A 14,504-nucleotide genomic window follows, 5' to 3' on the forward strand; every position below is an offset into this window, starting at 1 on the left:
CGGCGCCGGCCGCCGCGACGGGCCGCCCGAGGGCCGCGCGCGACGGCGCCACCCGGCACGCGCAAGCAGAGAAAGGACGAGTGACCGTCATGCGTATCGCGTTCCTGACCGCGCCCGAAGGCGTCGAGCAGGTGGAACTCACCGATCCCTGGCAGGCCCTGACCGAAGCCGGCCACGAACCGGTTCTGGTGTCGACGAGGACGGGCCACATCCAGGCGTTCGATCACCTGGACAAGGCGGACACATTCCCGGTGGACGCGGTGGTCGGCCAGGTGCAGGCCGAGTCCTTCGACGGGCTGGTACTGCCCGGAGGCGTGGCCAACCCCGACTTCCTGCGGACGGACGAACGGGCCGTGGAGTTCGTGCGCTCCTTCTTCGCCCAGGGGCGTCCGGTGGCGGCGATCTGCCATGCGCCGTGGACGCTGGTCGAGGCCGATGTCGTGGGGGGCCGCACCCTGACGTCATGGCCCAGCCTGCGCACCGACATCACCAACGCGGGCGGCACCTGGGTGGACGAGCAGGTGAGGGTCGACCAGGGCGTCAACAAGCTCATCACCAGCCGCAAGCCGGCCGATCTCAAGGCGTTCGACGAGGCCATACTGACCGAGTTCGCTGCGTAACGGAACGCCACCGCCGAAAGCAGGTTTCCCCGGACGCAGGCATCCCGGCACCGACGGTGAGGGACGGCGGCCGGTCGGCGCTGACCTCCCCGATCAGGGGGATGCGCCCGACACGCGCTCCCCCGGCGGGCGCGGTGCCGGTCGGCCCCGCCGCTCCGAGGACCACGGCACGCCCGTGTCAGCGGGCGGGGTTCACCCGTTCGGGTTCCGCGCTTCCGAGTTCCGTCAGACTCGTCCCCCGGTCGCGTTCCCGGGCGCCGTCGCGCGTCCGGCTCGCGGCGATCACACGGCGGGGATGGCGGAGCAGGTACTCGCCTTCCAGCTTCGCCATGCGGTCGTTGTGGGCCCGCAGCGCGTCGTTCGATCCGTACAGCAGCGTGTCGTGCCGCGTGCGGTGGATCGTCTCCAGCTCCTTCATGAGCTGCTGGTCGGTCAGCCGGCCCGGGTCGACTCCGGTCATCGTGGTACCCCGCTCGTCGTGTTCCTCGGTGCGGTCCGGGTACCCGCCCGGACGAAGCACTACCCCGAGCGGCATCCGGGAGGGAGCCATGGATCTCGCCTTTCTCCATCCACTGTACGAACATCCCGGACCCTGGGCCTCCGTGTACGTGGACACCTCCCGGCACACCGAGTCCACCCCCCACGAGTGCGCCCTGACCGCTCAGGCGCTCGCCCGTGATCTGGACTGGCAGGGCGCGGACGAGCCCACCTGCCGGGCCGTGCGGACCGCCGTCGAGGAACTGGCCCACTCCCCCGAACCGCACGGCAGGGCACTGTTCGCGCGGGCCGGCGAGGTGGTCCTGGATCCGCCGCTGGCCGCCGTCCCGGGCGAGTCCTCGGCGTCCTGGGCCGCTCTGCCGCACACGGCTCCACTGCTCGACCTGGCCAACGAGGAGCCGGTGTGCGTGGTGGCGTACATCGAGCGCAAGGGCGCCGAATTCGAGCTGCGCGGGGCGCTGGGCAGCAGGGACGCCGGGAGGGTGACCGGACAGGAGCGGCCGCTGCACCGCACGACCACCGGTGACTGGTCCGTGCGCCACTTCCAGCTGCGGGTGGAGAACATCTGGGAGCACAACGCGGCCGAGATCGCGGACGCGCTCGCCGTCTGCCAGGAGGAGACGGGCGCCGACCTGGTCATCCTGGTCGGCGAGCGGCGTGAGCGGCACTCCGTGCACGAGCGGCTGCCGAACCGGCTCCGCGGCCAGGTCGCCGAGGCGCCGCACGGCCCGGGCAGCCGGCTGCTGGACGAGGACGTGGAACGGATCCGCGCCCAGCATGGGCGTGCCCGGGCGGCGGAGGAGCTGGAGCGCTTCCTCGCGGCCCGCGCACCGGACGCAACGGGTCGGTCACGGGCGGCCGAGGGCGTGCAGGCGGTGGCCGAGGCGGCTCGCGAGCACCGTATCGACGAACTTCTGATCCACCCGTCCGGCTCCGAGACGCACCGGGAGGTGTGGATCGGAGAGGATGCCGACCAGGTCGCGGTGCGCCGCGGGGACCTCACGGCGCTCGGCGAGCGGTACCCCGAGCAGGCCCGGGCGGACGACGCGCTCCTGCGCGCCGTGGTGGAGACGGGGGCCGCGGCGATCTCGGTGCCGGCCGTACAGCCGGGCGAGGCGCCGATGGGCGGCGTGGGGGCGCTGCTGCGCTGGGCATAGCGCAGCAGGCCTCCCGGCACCCCTCAGCGCGCCCGCTCCACTCTTCGCTCGTCCCAGACAGGTTCCGGGGTCTCGCGGATCCGGCCGTCGCTGCCGAAGACCAGGTAGCGGTCGAAGGAGCGGGCGAACCAGCGGTCGTGGGTGACCGCGAGGACCGTGCCGTCGAACGCCTCGAGGCCGGTCTGGAGCGCCTCCGCGGACTCCAGGTCCAGGTTGTCCGTCGGCTCGTCGAGCAGCAGGGCCGTGGCACCCTCCAGCTCCAGCAGAAGGATCTGGAAGCGGGCCTGCTGCCCTCCGGACAGCCGCTCGAAGTTCTGCTCGGCCTGCCCGGTCAGCTCGTAGCGGCGCAGCCGGGACATGGCCGCGCCGCGGTCCTGGGAGTGCTCGAGCCACAGGATGTCCAGGAGGGTACGGCCCTCCAGCTCGGGGTGGGCGTGGGTCTGGGCGAAGTGCCCCGGCACGACACGCGCCCCCAGCCGCCATTCCCCGGTGTGCGCCACGTCGCCGCCCGCCAGCAGCCGCAGGAAGTGCGACTTGCCCGAGCCGTTGGATCCGAGGACCGCGACGCGCTCGCCGTAGAAGACCTCCAGGTCGAAGGGCTTCATCAGGCCCGTGAGCTCCAGTCCCGCGCAGGTGACCGCCCGGACGCCGGTGCGGCCACCCTTGAGACGCATCCTGATGTCCTGCTCACGCGGCGGCTCGGGCGGCGGCCCGGCTTCCTCGAACTTCCGCAACCGGGTCTGCGCGGCCTGGTAGCGGGACGCCATCTCATGGCTGACGCTCGCGGCCTGCCGCAGATTGAGCACGAGCTTCTTGAGCTGCGCATGCTTCTCGTCCCAGCGCCGGCGCAGTTCCTCGAAACGTGCGAAGCGCTCCCGCCGGGCCTCGTCGTAGGTGGCGAAACCACCGCCGTGCACCCAGGCGTCGGCGCCGGTGGGGCTCGGCTCCAGCGAGACGATCCGCTGCGCGGCGCGGGCCAGCAGCTCCCGGTCGTGGGAGACGAACAACACGGTCTTGCGGGTCTCCTCCAGCCGCTCCTCGAGCCAGCGCTTGCCGGGCACGTCGAGGTAGTTGTCGGGCTCGTCCAGGAGCAGGACCTCATCGGTTCCGCGCAGCAGCGCCTCGAGGACGAGCCGCTTCTGCTCGCCGCCGGAGAGGGTGCGGACCTGGCGCCACTGGGCCTTCTCGTACGGGACGCCGAGGGCCGCCATGGTGCACATGTCCCAGAGGGTCTCGGACTCGTAGCCGCGGACCTCGGCCCAGTCGGACAGGGCCTGCGCGTACCGGAGCTGGGCGGACTCGTCGTCGACCGTCATCACGGCGACCTCGGCGGCGTCCACGGCGCGGGCGGCCTCGCGGATACGGGGCGGGGCGACCGAGGCGAGCAGGTCCCGCACGGTCGTCTCGTCCCGTACGGAGCCGACGAACTGCCGCATGACCCCGAGCCCGCCGCTCGTGGTGACACCGCCGCCGTGCGGCTTCAGCTCGCCCGAGAGCAGCCGCAGCAAGGTGGTCTTCCCGGCGCCGTTGGGCCCGACGAGCGCGACGACCGCCCCGTCGCCGACCCGGAAGGACACGTCGCCGAGCAACGCCCTCCCGTCCGGGAGGTAGTACTCGAGGTGCGCGGCTTCCAGGTGTCCCATGTGGCGCATTGTGTGCGGGCACGGGGGTGCCGGGCAATCGTTTATCGCTCCGGCGGCGGTCCGGGCAGGGTTCGTCCTTCTCGGGGTATCCGCGTTCCATGACCCCAGATGTCGACCTCACCATGCGTCCGCCGGGCCCGCATCCGTTCCGCGATCGCCTGCTCGCCTCCGACTGCCGCCTGTTCGAGGCCGTCGCCTCCCGGCACTGGCCCGGCGCCGACCATGTGCTCCCCCGGCTCAGCCGGGCGGCCAACCACGGTGTCCTGTGGTTCGCCACGGCCGCCGCCATCGCCGCCGCCCGGACCCCGCGCGCCCGCCGGGCCGCCGCTCGCGGCGTCGCCTCGCTGACCCTCGCGTCCGCCGCCATCAACACCCTGGGCAAACGGACGGTGCGCCGCCCCCGTCCGGTCCTCGACCCGGTCCCCGCCGCCCGCAGGCTCAAGCGCCAGCCGATCACCACGTCGTTCCCGTCCGGGCACTCCGCCTCGGCCGCCGCCTTCGCCGCGGGCGTGGCGCTGGAGTCGAGCGGCTGGGGCGCGGCGGTCGTCCCGCTCGCGGCCGCCGTCGCGGTCTCCCGCGTGTACACCGGCGTCCACTTCCCGAGCGACGTCCTGGCCGGCGCGGCCCTCGGTGTGGGCGCCGCCCTGGCCGTACGCGGCCTGGTCCCGACCCGCTACCCGGCGCCGCCGCCCGGCCGCCCGCACGCGGACGCACCCGCGCTGCCGGACGGGACCGGTCTCGTGGTGGTGGCGAACAGGGCCTCGGGGACCGCCGACCGGATACACGCCCTGCAGGACGCCCTTCCCGGTGCGGAGATCGTGGAAAGCGAACCGGCCGACGTGGAAACCGAGTTGGAGAAGGCGGCCGCCCGCGCCCGGGTCCTCGGCGTCTGCGGGGGCGACGGCACGGTGAACGCGGCCGCCAAGGTGGCCATGCGGCACACCCTGCCGCTCGCCGTGGTCCCGGGCGGCACCCTCAACCACTTCGCCCTGGACGTCGGCGTCGAGGACGTACGCGACGTGGTGCGCGCCGTCCAGCAAGGTGACGCGGTCCGCGTCGACGTGGGGCGTTTCGTCTCGGGCGCGAAGCGCGGCTGTTTCCTCAACACCTTCAGTCTGGGCGTGTACCCGGAGCTGGTGCGCGAGCGGGAGCGCTGGTCACCGCGGATCGGCGGCTGGCCGGCCGGGGTCCTCGCCGCCCTGCGCGTCCTGGGCGCCGACCGCCACCCCCTCCGCGTGGACCTCGGCGGCGGCACCCGCCCGCTGTGGCTGCTCTTCGCCGGTAACGGCACGTACCACCGGATGGGCCTCGCCCCCGCTCGCCGCCACGATCTTTCGGACGGCAAGCTCGACGTGCGGGTGGTGCACGGCGGGCGCCGCCCGGCCGCGCGGCTGCTGGCCGCCGCCTTCGCGGGTCCGCTGTCCCGCTCTCCGGCCCATGCGGCCGTGCGGGTGCGGCGTCTGCGCCTGGACGGGGTGGCCCCGGGCACTCCGCTCGCCTACGACGGGGAGGTCACGGAGGTCGACGGCGACGTGACGCTCGAGAAGCTGCCCGAGGCGCTGACCGTCTACCGGCCCCTGCCGCTCGGCTGACCGTCCCCCTTTGCGGGCACGTCCATATAACAAGACGCGGGTCTCATTATTCGGCATGAGCGCCTACCGTGATGCGTATCGCCCGGCGGTTCGGCCGCCGGTCCGTACGATGGGAAGAGGAAGGTCATGTCGAAGGAGACGGCCGTCTACACGCACGGCCACCATGAGTCCGTGCTGCGCTCGCACACCTGGCGGACCGCCGCCAACTCCGCGGCGTACCTCCTCGAATCGCTCAAACCGCACATGAAGATTCTGGACATCGGCTGCGGCCCGGGCACCATCACCGCCGACCTTGCGGAACTGGTCCCCGACGGCCATGTCACCGGCGTGGACCGGGCCGAGGGCGTCCTGGAGCAGGCCCGGGCGACGGCCGCGGCGCGCGGCCTGGGCAACGTCGACTTCGCGGTCGCCGACGTGCACGCACTGGAGTATCCGGACGACACGTTCTGTGTGGTCCACGCCCATCAGGTGCTCCAGCACGTGGGCGACCCGGTGCAGGCGCTGCGCGAGATGCACCGGGTGACCAAGCCGGGCGGATACATCGCCGTCCGCGACGCCGACTACGCGGCGATGACCTGGTACCCGGCATCCGAGGGCCTGGACGACTGGCTGGACCTCTACAGGCGGGTCGCACGGGCCAACGGCGGCGAACCCGACGCCGGACGGCACCTGAAGTCGTGGGCACTGAGCGCGGGCATCCGCGACATCACCACCACGTCCGGCACCTGGACTTTCGCCACCGAGGAGGAGCGGGCCTGGTGGAGCGGGCTGTGGGCGGACCGCACCCTCGCCTCGGCATACGCGGACCGCGCCGCCGAAGGAGGCCATGCGACACCCGGGGGGCTGCGCGCGGTTTCGGAGGCCTGGCGGGACTGGGGACGGCACGAGGACGGCTGGTTCGCGGTACTTCACGGAGAAATTCTCTGCCAAAAGCAAGTCTGAACGGCGCGGTTCGGGAAACACGGTCGGCAGGAGGTCAACAAAATGGTTCCCATTCTGCTGGTTCTGCTTCTCGCCCTGATTCTCTTCGGCGTTGGATTTGCGGTGAAGGTGCTGTGGTGGATCGCTCTCGCGGTTCTTGTGATCTGGCTCCTCGGGTTCCTCGTGCGCGGGACGACCGCCGCCGGTGGAAGGGGCCGCTGGTACCGATGGTGACCCTGACGCGCGTCCGGTGATCCGTCCGTCACCGGCATTTCGAGAAGCGTCGGCCACGGCCGAGCCGGCCCGCGGGTACCGCCCGCGGGCCGGCTCGGCCGTTCCGGTGAATTCACGCGGCTGTTCCACGCCGTAGGGAATGGAATCCGGCCGTGCTCAGGAATTCAGCGATTCGATACGTCTTATTTTCTCGGCACTGTCTCCCGTTCCGCCCCTCCTCGTCCCGGTACGGAGATACCGGCCCGGAGTCGTGCCCAGAATCCGCTTGAAGTGCCGGGTGAAGTGGGACTGGTCGTAGAAGCCCACGGCGGTCGCCACCTCCGCCGGCGGTCGCCCGTCGAGCAGCAGGCGGCGGGCGAGATCGACGCGGCGGGACGTCACGTACTGGTGGGGCGCGATGCCGAACGCGGCGCTGAAGGCACGTACGAGATGTGCGGGGTGGGCGTGGAGCACGCTCGCGGCCTCGTCCAGCGTGGTCCCTTCGCGGAGTTGCTCGTCGAGGAGGTCGCGCAGGTCCCGGGCCACACCGCGGTCGCTCACCGCGGGATCGGCGGGGAGGCCGGGCGACAGATGTGCGCGCAGGCGTCCGCTGATCAGGGCCAGACGGCTCTCCGCCTCCAGTTCGTCTCCCCGGTGGGCGAGGGCCGCGTGGAGCTGTCCGATACGTCGGCGCAGGAGGGGATCGGCGAGGTCGGGGCCGTCGACCGCCGGGCCGATGAAGCTCTCGTCGAGCTGCGTCATGTCGAGGTACAGGACACGCTTGCGGAAGCCGTGCGCGGTGGCGGGGGATCCGTTGTGCGGCACTTGGGGCGGCAGCAGACTGACGGTGTCGTGCGGGGTGCCCCGCTCGTGGTGGTCCAGGTCGTAGCGGACCGCGCCGTCGTCGACGATCAGGAGCGTCCAGGCGTCGTGGACGTGCATGGGATAGGCGTGCTCGACGAAATGGGCGTGGAAGACCTCGACGACGCCCTGGACCGGCGGGCGCCAAGCAGAGATCTCCTGCCGGGATGCCACGCAAGAAACGTACAAGACGCCGGGGGCGTCCACACCGCAGTCTCACTCCATGAGAACGATGGATCAGACGGTGGCCGGGGGCGGGGCCCGGACCGATGAGGCGACCGAGAGGACACCCGTCCGCTTCGATACGAAGATCGCCGTACTGCTGCGGGACGATCTGGAGCCCTGGCAGCGGCTCAATGTGACCGCCTTTGTGGTCAGCGGGCTCGGCACGGCGGCGCCCGAGGTGATCGGCGAGCCGTACGCCGACGCCGACGGCACCGCGTATCTGCCGATGTTCCGCCAGCCCGTGCTGGTCTTCGAGGGGACGAAGGAGACGCTGTCGCTCGCGCACGCCCGTGCCCTGTCGCGTTCGCTGGCGACAGCCGTCTTCACCTCGGATCTGTTCGGCACGGGCAACGACCGGGACAACCGGGCGGCGGTGCGGGCCGTCCGAAGTGAGCAGCTCGATCTGGTGGGCATGGCGGTCCACGGACCGCGCAACGCGGTCGACAAGGTCCTCAAGGGCGCGCGTATGCACCCCTAGTCACGCGGCAGCAGCGGGCCCAGTGGCCCGAGGTCCAGATTGAGGTCCTCGGGCCGCAGCCCGTAGCGGTCACGCAGCTCGGCCATACGGTCCTCCAGGAGCATCAGCGTCAGCCCGATCCGCTCCTCCTGGTCCTCGGTCAGCTCCCCGGTGTCGAACCGGCGCACCGCCTGGCGCTCCATCAGCTGGCGGAGCAGTTCGACAACCGTCAGCACCAGCTTGACCAGGTCCCGTTCGACGGTGTCGGGCTCCAGGTCCAGCCGGTTGCGCGGCTTGCGGGGCGTCCTGTCGGTCATGGGGCTTCGGCCTCCGGCCAGGGCGAGGGGACTTGGGCGTTCACCGAACTGATCAGGGCGTTCAGATCGATGCGGACGAGATCGACGTCCGCTATGCGCAAAGTGATGTCACCGGTGATGACGACCCCGCCCGCGAGCAGCCGGTCGAGCAGGTCGACCAGGGCGATCTCGCGGTGTTCGACGGCGATCATGCCACTCCCTGCGTCAGTCCGGTGAAGGAGTAGGCCGCCCAGGGACCGGTGAGTTCGACCCGGACGCCCGGGGTGTCGTCCTCGGCACGGTCCACCAGCTCCACGAACTCCTCGGAACGTGATCGCGGGACAAGGTAGGAGGCGTTGAGCACATTGCGTCCGGTGGCCCCTGAGAGCGTCGCGTTCTGCGGGGCGTGCAACCGGGCGTCCTCCGCGTACCCGGAGAGCACTTCGTGCAGCCGGGCCGCGAATTCCTCGGCCTTCTGCCCCCGCTCCTCGTGTGCGGCGGTACGCCTGCGGCGCTGCCGCAGATAGTCCCGTCCGGAGGCCGGCCTCGCCGCGGGGCGTTCCCCCACGGCCTCCTTCTCCTCCTCCTGCTCGACGTACACCTTCACGCCCCATTCCACCCGGCCCTCCAGCCGGTCCAAGGCGCGCCGGAAATCCTCCTCGCGCTCCTCGATCATCACGCGTACGCCGCTGTCGTCACGGAACACGGTGCCGAGCCGCAGGGGCAGTGGAGTGGTGACGCCCGTGAGCGCGTCGACGACGTTCTGGTGGGCGCGGGCCGTGGCGGTGAGCCACTCCAGGTCCTCCAGATGCTCCTTGAGCGGCTCCTCCGCGAAGTCCTCCTCGGGAACGAGACTGAGGACCGCGATGAGGCCGTGGTGCTCCAACTGCCGTGCGGGAATGCCGGCCACCCCTGTCAGCTGGGCCTGCAGGGGCGCGCTAAGGGGGCGGCAGACGGCATAGACGTACCGCAGCGCCGTCACGGTGACTCCTTCTTCCTGCGTCGCGGGGCCTGTCGCGGGGCGGCTTCGAGCTCGTCAGCCTCCCGACTGGCCTCGAGGCGTTCGAGACGGGCGCGCAACTCGGTGTTCTCCCGCGTGAGTTCGTCGCGTCGGGCGCGGGAGGACAGGGCGGGGTCGGACTCCCACCAGTCGATGCCCATCTCCTTCGCCTTGTCCACGGAGGCGACGATCAACCGGAGCTTGACGGTGAGGAGTTCGATGTCGAGCAGGTTGATCCGGATGTCACCGGCGATCACGATGCCCTTGTCGAGGACCCGTTCAAGGATGTCGGCGAGGTTGGCGCCGCTGCTGGGCCCCCCATAGGGGTCGGGAAGCCGGTGGGGCGTCGTCATCGCCTGCTCCCGGCGGCCGACGGCTCGGCCTCACGTTCGTCCTCCTCCTCGTACTCCTCTTCCTCCTCGCCGTCGCCCTCGTACTCCTCCTCCGGCTCCTCCTCGTCCTCGTACTCGTCCTCGGCCTCCTCGTCGTACTCGCCCTCGGGCTCCTCCTCGGCGCCTTCCTGGTCCTCGTCGTCCTCGTACTCGTCCTCGGCGCCCTCTTCCTCGGCGCCCTCCTCCTCAACGCCCTCTTCCTCGCGCTCCTCCTCGGCGACCGCGTCCTCATGGGTGCGGACGACCTCGCCGTCGCGGATCTCGCCGCGCCAGCCGTCCTCCGCCTCTCCCTTGAGACTGATGAAGCGTGCGAAGTGCTTGAAGTCGAGGCGCGCCCGGCGGCCCTGGGCCCGCCAGATGTTGCCGGTCTTCTCGAAGAACCCGCTGGGGTAGTACTCCATCACCAGCAGCAGTCGCGTGAGGTTCTCACCGAGCGGGTGGAAGGTGATGACGCCCTTGGTGGAGCCCTTGGCGCCCTCCGAACTCCACTGGATGCGGTAGTCGGGCACCTGCTCGATCGTGTGCGCCTTCCAGCTGCGGCTCGACCAGAACACCTTGGCCTGCCAGTCGGAGGTGGTGTCGTCGGCGCGGTTGGCGCTCTTGACGCCCTTGGCGAAGGTGCTGAAGTCCTGGTACTGGGTCCACTGGTCGTACGCGGTCCGCACGGGCACGCCGACGTCGATGGACTCGATGATCACCGTGGGCTTGTTGCCCCCACCGCGCTTGCGCTTGCTCTTGCCTCCGGTGAGGCCCTTGACGGCCTCGCCCAGCTTCTCCTTGGCCTGGCCGGCACCCGTCTCCAGGACGGCGCGCAGCGGGCCCTTGCCCTCGGCGAGCTTGCGTCCGCCTTCCAGAGCGAGCTTGGCGAAGCCGGGGCTGTTGCCCTCGGCGATGTCGTTCAGCTTGACTGTCGTCGAGCCCAGTTTGCGGCCCACGCCCACGAGCATCCGCTCGGCCTGCGCGGCCAGATAACCCTGCATCTCCTGCTTGAGGTGGTCGAACGCCTCGCTCTGGGCGACCTTGGACAGTCCGCCGTTCGTCCTGTCCGCCGCGGAACCCGCTGTGTCGGACATCGTCATCGCCTCCCTTCACCACGGGATCCGCGTGCGGCGCTCCGCGCGCCGCTCTTGGCCGCCGCGGTCTTCTTCGCGGGGGCCTTCTTGCCCGGGGTCTTCTTGGCGGCCGCCTTGGAACCGGGTGCCTGCTTGGCGGGCGGCTTCTTCGCAGGCCTCTGCCTGCCCGCGGCCTTCTTCTCCGGCTCGGCACGCGACGGGGCATCCCTTTCCGCGCGCTCACCGGACTCGCGGGACTCGTCCTGCGACCGGTCCTTCTCGTCCTCGTCCCCGAGGCCGGGCAGGTCGGGTTTCTCCGGCACCACTCCGGACAGTCCGTCCCGCACCTGCGAGGTGCGGTCGTGCAGCCGGTCGGCGATGCCCTCCATCTGCCGTTCCAGGAGCGCGCCGGAGGCGGCCTTGCCCACCCCGCGCAGATCCTGGCGCAGCTGGTCGCCGATCTCCTTGAACTGCGGATTGTTGAGCAGCTGCTGGTTGAGCAGATCGGCGATCGCCCGGGGGCTCAGCTGCATGCGCTTTCCGGCGACCAGTGAGGCCACGGCGAACGCCAGTTTCATCTTCTTGGTACGCCCGAGGACGTATCCCGCCCCAACGGCGAGGCCCAGTGCGGTTCGATTCATCATGTCGTCCCGTCGCCAGTTCCCGATGTACGACCCATACCGACCTCCAGCCGGGCGAGGAGCGCGTCCTCCTCGCGGTCGAACTCCTCCTCTGTCATCTCGCCCTCCTCGAGCCGACGCTCGAGAAGGGCGAGTTCGGCCCGGACCGTCGCCGGGTCGTAGTACTGTCGCTCGGCCTCGGCGATCACCTGTCTGATCACCCAGAGGCTGCTGCGCGCCGGTGCGAACGGCAGCAGCAGGGCCTCCGTGAGCAGTCCCATCAGTCACTCCTCGTGCGTTGCCGTGCTCGTCGTGCTCGCCGCGGGTTCGGCAGGGCCCGGCTCGACGAAGCTGTAAGGCGGCAGAGGCCCGTTGACTCGCACTTCGAGGTGCGGGTGGCTCTTGCGGATCTCTTCCACGGCAGCCACGAACTCCTCGGCCGCGTCCCTGGACACCAGCAAGGAGAGATTGGCCAGCCAGCCGGTGGACTCGGGACCCACGCTGACGGCCTCGGCCGTCGGCTCCAGCAGGTTCCTCAGCTCCGCGGCGTCCTCCTCCTCGAGGCTCTGCACCGCCCCGGCGGCCATCTCACCGAGCCGCAGCCGGTCGTCGTAACTGCCGCCGCCCGCCTGCCGTCCGGCCTCGATCAAGGCGCGCAGCTCCGGGTTGCCGGCCACCACCCGCTGGAGCACCGCCTCCTGGTCGTGACTGGCCTTGACGTTGTACTCGACCCTGCCGGCCAGAGCGGTCAGCCGCTCCCGGTAGTGCTCGGCGCGCTCGGCGAGCACCTCGGTGACGGCGCTGTCGTCCGGGGCGACGCTGCCGAAGCGCATGGGCAGCACCGAACCGCCGCCGGCCGCCTCACTGAGGACGCTCTGGTGGGCGAGCAGATCCCTGCGCTTGGGCCGCAGTCCTTCCGGGGCGTCGCTGACGATCGCCGCCAGCTCGCCCGCCTTCAGGATCCGGATCGGGCACGGCGGGTCACCCACGCCGCCCATGTCCTCGGGGAGCGAGGGGTGCGAACTCGCGGCGATGCCGTAGACGTACGTGCTCACTCCTACTCCTCCCTCTTCCGGGCGGACGTGCTCCTGCGCGGCCGCGGCCTCTCCTCGCCCTGACCCTCCTCACGGGCCTGCTTGAAGGCATCGGAGATCGTTTCCGCCGCTCCTGACAGGGCGCCCTTCGACTTGCCCCGCGCACCCGACTCGGTGATCTCGCCGACCAGGTCCGGGAGTCCGGGGGACTTGCGCGGGCCCGCCTCGAGGTCGAGCCGGTTGCAGGCCTCGGCGAAGCGCAGATAGGTGTCGACGCTCGCGACCACGACCCGCACGTCGATCTTCAGAATCTCGATGCCGACGAGGGAGACGCGGACGAACGCGTCGATGACGAGTCCTCGGTCGAGGACAAGCTCCAGGACGTCGTACAGCCCACTGGAGCCGCCACCTCCGCCGGTCTGTGCCGGGACAACCGTCATACCAACCGATCCTCCTTGTCCGTGTGGTGTTCGGGAATGCGGGCCGGACGGCGGTCTAGTGCTGACCGCCCGGCCGATGTGCGTCGGCCCTGCCGCGTTCGTAGCGGCGAACGCGCCGATAGCCGGCGAGCTCACCCTCGGAGGTGAGCTCCACCTCGTAGCTCGCGAGCAGGCTCATCGTGTCGGGGACCCGGGCGAGCTCCAGGACCTCGATCTGCAGTTGCCAGCCGCCCTCCGTACGCTCGAAGGACGACACGGATTCGGGGGTCATGCCGGTCAGCTCCGCGAACTCGTCGCGGCCCCGACGCAGCACCTCCATCGGCTTCAACCGGGCCCTTCCCGCGCCGTCCCCGGACTTCTTGGGCGAGTCCTGTGAATTCGATGCGCTTGATGTATTTGACATGGCGACCTCGTAAGCCGAGTGCCCACTGTGTTCTCCACAAACATGCGGAGCCGGTATTCGGACGGGAGAATGCGGGCTCGCGCGGGACCACCCTCAGGCGCACTGAGGGTGGTCCCGCGCGCTCACCCACGGCGACGCGTCGAATCCGCCTTGTCGTCAGCGCAGCGCTGCCAGTCGCCTGCGCGCGGGATCCGGCGCATGGGGCCTCAGCCCCGCCCAGGGCTCGGTACGGGCCTGGTCCACCGCGTCGGCGATGGTCCAACGACGGGCGTGCAGCTCCGGGTCGTCCAACTGGTCCCAGGACAGAGGCGTGGCGACGGGAGCGCCCGGCAGGGCCCGCACGCTGTAGGGGGCGACTGCGGTCTGTGCGTAGGCGTTGCGCTGTACGTCGAGGTAGAGCCGGTCCCCTCGGTCCTTCTTGCGGGCGGCTGTGGTGAGCAGCTCGGGGTGGGCCTCGGCGAGGGTCTCCGCGACGTCCGCCGCGAACTCCCGTATGTCGTCCACGTCGTGGTCTCCGCTGATCGGGACGATGACGTGCAGCCCGCGTGATCCGGTTGTCATCAGACCGGACGGCAGCCGGAGTTCACCGAGAAGATCGCCCACCAACCGTGCGGCACGCCGCACTTGGCCGAAATCGTCGTCCGCGGGATCGAGGTCGAAGACGATCCGGTCGGGCCGGCGGAGCCGGTCGGCGCGGGACAGCCAGCGGTGCAGGGTCACACACGCCTGGTCGGCCAGGTACACAAGGGTGGCCGTGTCGTCGCAGACCGTGTGGCAGACGGTGCCGCCCTCCTTGTCCACCTCGACACGGTGGATCCAGTCCGGGTAGTGCTCCGGGGTGTTCTTCTGCATGAATCGGGGGCCCGCAAAACCGTCCGGATGCCGCTCCAGCATCAGCGGCCGGCCCCTCAGCCGGGGCAGCATGAAACGGGCCACGGAGCGGTAATAGGCGACGAGGTCGGCCTTCGTGTACGCCTTCGCCGCACCCTCTCCCGGGAACAGCACCTTGTCCGGCCGGTGGACCGCCACCGTGCGGTGGCCCACGCGCATGGTCCGCGCGCTGGTCATCGTGCTCCCTCC

General features: G+C 70.8%; 20 protein-coding genes. 6 read left to right on the forward strand and 14 right to left on the reverse strand.

Going from position 1 to position 14,504, the window contains the following annotated elements; all coding sequences use genetic code 11:
• Positions 1 to 89: 89 nt before the first annotated feature.
• Positions 90 to 620 carry a type 1 glutamine amidotransferase domain-containing protein gene (locus ADL25_RS21480; RefSeq protein WP_059129642.1) on the forward strand — a complete coding sequence of 177 codons (531 nt, stop codon included), beginning with the start codon at positions 90 to 92 and terminating at the stop codon, positions 618 to 620.
• Positions 621 to 798: 178 nt separating this feature from the next.
• Here the strand turns inward: ADL25_RS21480 and ADL25_RS21485 are convergent, their stop codons facing one another.
• Positions 799 to 1,155: a DUF6158 family protein gene (locus ADL25_RS21485; protein WP_059129379.1), complete on the reverse strand. Its 357-nt coding sequence runs from the start codon at positions 1,153 to 1,155 to the stop codon at positions 799 to 801.
• 13 nt (positions 1,156 to 1,168) lie between these two features.
• Here ADL25_RS21485 and ADL25_RS21490 point away from each other — a divergent pair, with 13 nt between their 5' ends.
• The gene (locus ADL25_RS21490) at positions 1,169 to 2,275 is read left to right on the forward strand and encodes a Vms1/Ankzf1 family peptidyl-tRNA hydrolase (protein WP_059129380.1); all 1,107 of its coding nucleotides are present in this window, start codon (positions 1,169 to 1,171) and stop codon (positions 2,273 to 2,275) included.
• A 23-nt stretch (positions 2,276 to 2,298) separates the two neighbouring features.
• Here the strand turns inward: ADL25_RS21490 and ADL25_RS21495 are convergent, their stop codons facing one another.
• The gene (locus tag ADL25_RS21495) at positions 2,299 to 3,918 is read right to left on the reverse strand and encodes an ABC-F family ATP-binding cassette domain-containing protein (RefSeq protein ID WP_059129643.1); all 1,620 of its coding nucleotides are present in this window, start codon (positions 3,916 to 3,918) and stop codon (positions 2,299 to 2,301) included.
• Positions 3,919 to 4,016: 98 nt separating this feature from the next.
• Here ADL25_RS21495 and ADL25_RS21500 point away from each other — a divergent pair, with 98 nt between their 5' ends.
• The 3 genes from ADL25_RS21500 to ADL25_RS21510 all read left to right on the forward strand — a co-directional run bounded on the left by ADL25_RS21500 (position 4,017) and on the right by ADL25_RS21510 (position 6,665).
• The gene (locus ADL25_RS21500) at positions 4,017 to 5,510 is read left to right on the forward strand and encodes a bifunctional phosphatase PAP2/diacylglycerol kinase family protein (RefSeq protein ID WP_059129381.1); all 1,494 of its coding nucleotides are present in this window, start codon (positions 4,017 to 4,019) and stop codon (positions 5,508 to 5,510) included.
• Positions 5,511 to 5,636: 126 nt separating this feature from the next.
• Entirely contained in the window at positions 5,637 to 6,452 is an 816-nt protein-coding gene (locus tag ADL25_RS21505) for a class I SAM-dependent methyltransferase (RefSeq protein ID WP_059129382.1), read from the forward strand.
• A 42-nt stretch (positions 6,453 to 6,494) separates the two neighbouring features.
• Positions 6,495 to 6,665, forward strand: coding sequence for a hypothetical protein (locus tag ADL25_RS21510; RefSeq protein ID WP_059129383.1), 171 nt, complete (start codon positions 6,495 to 6,497; stop codon positions 6,663 to 6,665).
• 156 nt (positions 6,666 to 6,821) lie between these two features.
• On the opposite strand, the gene ADL25_RS21515 is transcribed toward ADL25_RS21510, so the two are convergent.
• Positions 6,822 to 7,679 (reverse strand): helix-turn-helix transcriptional regulator, encoded by an 858-nt coding sequence (locus ADL25_RS21515; RefSeq protein WP_059129384.1) that lies wholly within the window; start codon positions 7,677 to 7,679, stop codon positions 6,822 to 6,824.
• A 49-nt stretch (positions 7,680 to 7,728) separates the two neighbouring features.
• Between ADL25_RS21515 and ADL25_RS21520 the strand changes: the two genes are divergently transcribed.
• The gene (locus ADL25_RS21520; RefSeq protein WP_107116666.1) at positions 7,729 to 8,208 is read left to right on the forward strand and encodes a DUF2000 family protein; all 480 of its coding nucleotides are present in this window, start codon (positions 7,729 to 7,731) and stop codon (positions 8,206 to 8,208) included.
• Here the strand turns inward: ADL25_RS21520 and ADL25_RS21525 are convergent.
• From ADL25_RS21525 to ligD, 11 genes are all read right to left on the reverse strand, one after another.
• Positions 8,205 to 8,504 (reverse strand): gas vesicle protein K, encoded by a 300-nt coding sequence (locus tag ADL25_RS21525; RefSeq protein ID WP_059129386.1) that lies wholly within the window; start codon positions 8,502 to 8,504, stop codon positions 8,205 to 8,207. The two genes, ADL25_RS21520 and ADL25_RS21525, sit on opposite strands and share 4 nt — an antisense overlap.
• Positions 8,501 to 8,695, reverse strand: coding sequence for a gas vesicle protein (locus ADL25_RS21530; protein ID WP_059129387.1), 195 nt, complete (start codon positions 8,693 to 8,695; stop codon positions 8,501 to 8,503). The genes ADL25_RS21525 and ADL25_RS21530 overlap by 4 nt, the downstream gene beginning before the upstream one ends.
• Complete coding sequence (locus ADL25_RS21535; RefSeq protein ID WP_059129388.1) at positions 8,692 to 9,465, reverse strand: GvpL/GvpF family gas vesicle protein; 774 nt, start codon at positions 9,463 to 9,465, stop codon at positions 8,692 to 8,694. Before ADL25_RS21535 ends, ADL25_RS21530 begins: the two co-directional genes overlap by 4 nt.
• Entirely contained in the window at positions 9,462 to 9,836 is a 375-nt protein-coding gene (locus ADL25_RS21540; RefSeq protein ID WP_059129389.1) for a gas vesicle protein, read from the reverse strand. Before ADL25_RS21540 ends, ADL25_RS21535 begins: the two co-directional genes overlap by 4 nt.
• The gene (locus tag ADL25_RS21545) at positions 9,833 to 10,948 is read right to left on the reverse strand and encodes an SRPBCC family protein (protein WP_059129390.1); all 1,116 of its coding nucleotides are present in this window, start codon (positions 10,946 to 10,948) and stop codon (positions 9,833 to 9,835) included. The genes ADL25_RS21540 and ADL25_RS21545 overlap by 4 nt, the downstream gene beginning before the upstream one ends.
• 2 nt (positions 10,949 to 10,950) lie before the next feature.
• Positions 10,951 to 11,568, reverse strand: coding sequence for a hypothetical protein (locus ADL25_RS21550; RefSeq protein ID WP_059129644.1), 618 nt, complete (start codon positions 11,566 to 11,568; stop codon positions 10,951 to 10,953).
• The gene (locus tag ADL25_RS21555; protein WP_059129391.1) at positions 11,568 to 11,828 is read right to left on the reverse strand and encodes a gas vesicle protein GvpG; all 261 of its coding nucleotides are present in this window, start codon (positions 11,826 to 11,828) and stop codon (positions 11,568 to 11,570) included. Before ADL25_RS21555 ends, ADL25_RS21550 begins: the two co-directional genes overlap by 1 nt.
• Before the next feature lie 3 nt (positions 11,829 to 11,831).
• Complete coding sequence (locus tag ADL25_RS21560; protein ID WP_059129392.1) at positions 11,832 to 12,602, reverse strand: GvpL/GvpF family gas vesicle protein; 771 nt, start codon at positions 12,600 to 12,602, stop codon at positions 11,832 to 11,834.
• Positions 12,603 to 12,604: 2 nt separating this feature from the next.
• Positions 12,605 to 13,021 carry a gas vesicle structural protein GvpA gene (locus ADL25_RS21565; protein ID WP_059129393.1) on the reverse strand — a complete coding sequence of 139 codons (417 nt, stop codon included), beginning with the start codon at positions 13,019 to 13,021 and terminating at the stop codon, positions 12,605 to 12,607.
• Between the two features lie 55 nt (positions 13,022 to 13,076).
• Positions 13,077 to 13,424 carry a gas vesicle protein gene (locus ADL25_RS21570; protein ID WP_079050505.1) on the reverse strand — a complete coding sequence of 116 codons (348 nt, stop codon included), beginning with the start codon at positions 13,422 to 13,424 and terminating at the stop codon, positions 13,077 to 13,079.
• A 156-nt stretch (positions 13,425 to 13,580) separates the two neighbouring features.
• Complete coding sequence (ligD, locus tag ADL25_RS21575; RefSeq protein ID WP_059129395.1) at positions 13,581 to 14,492, reverse strand: non-homologous end-joining DNA ligase; 912 nt, start codon at positions 14,490 to 14,492, stop codon at positions 13,581 to 13,583.
• Between the last annotated feature and the right edge of the window lie 12 nt (positions 14,493 to 14,504).

Source organism: Streptomyces sp. NRRL F-5122, from assembly GCF_001507435.1.
Taxonomy (GTDB): domain Bacteria; phylum Actinomycetota; class Actinomycetes; order Streptomycetales; family Streptomycetaceae; genus Streptomyces; species Streptomyces lannensis.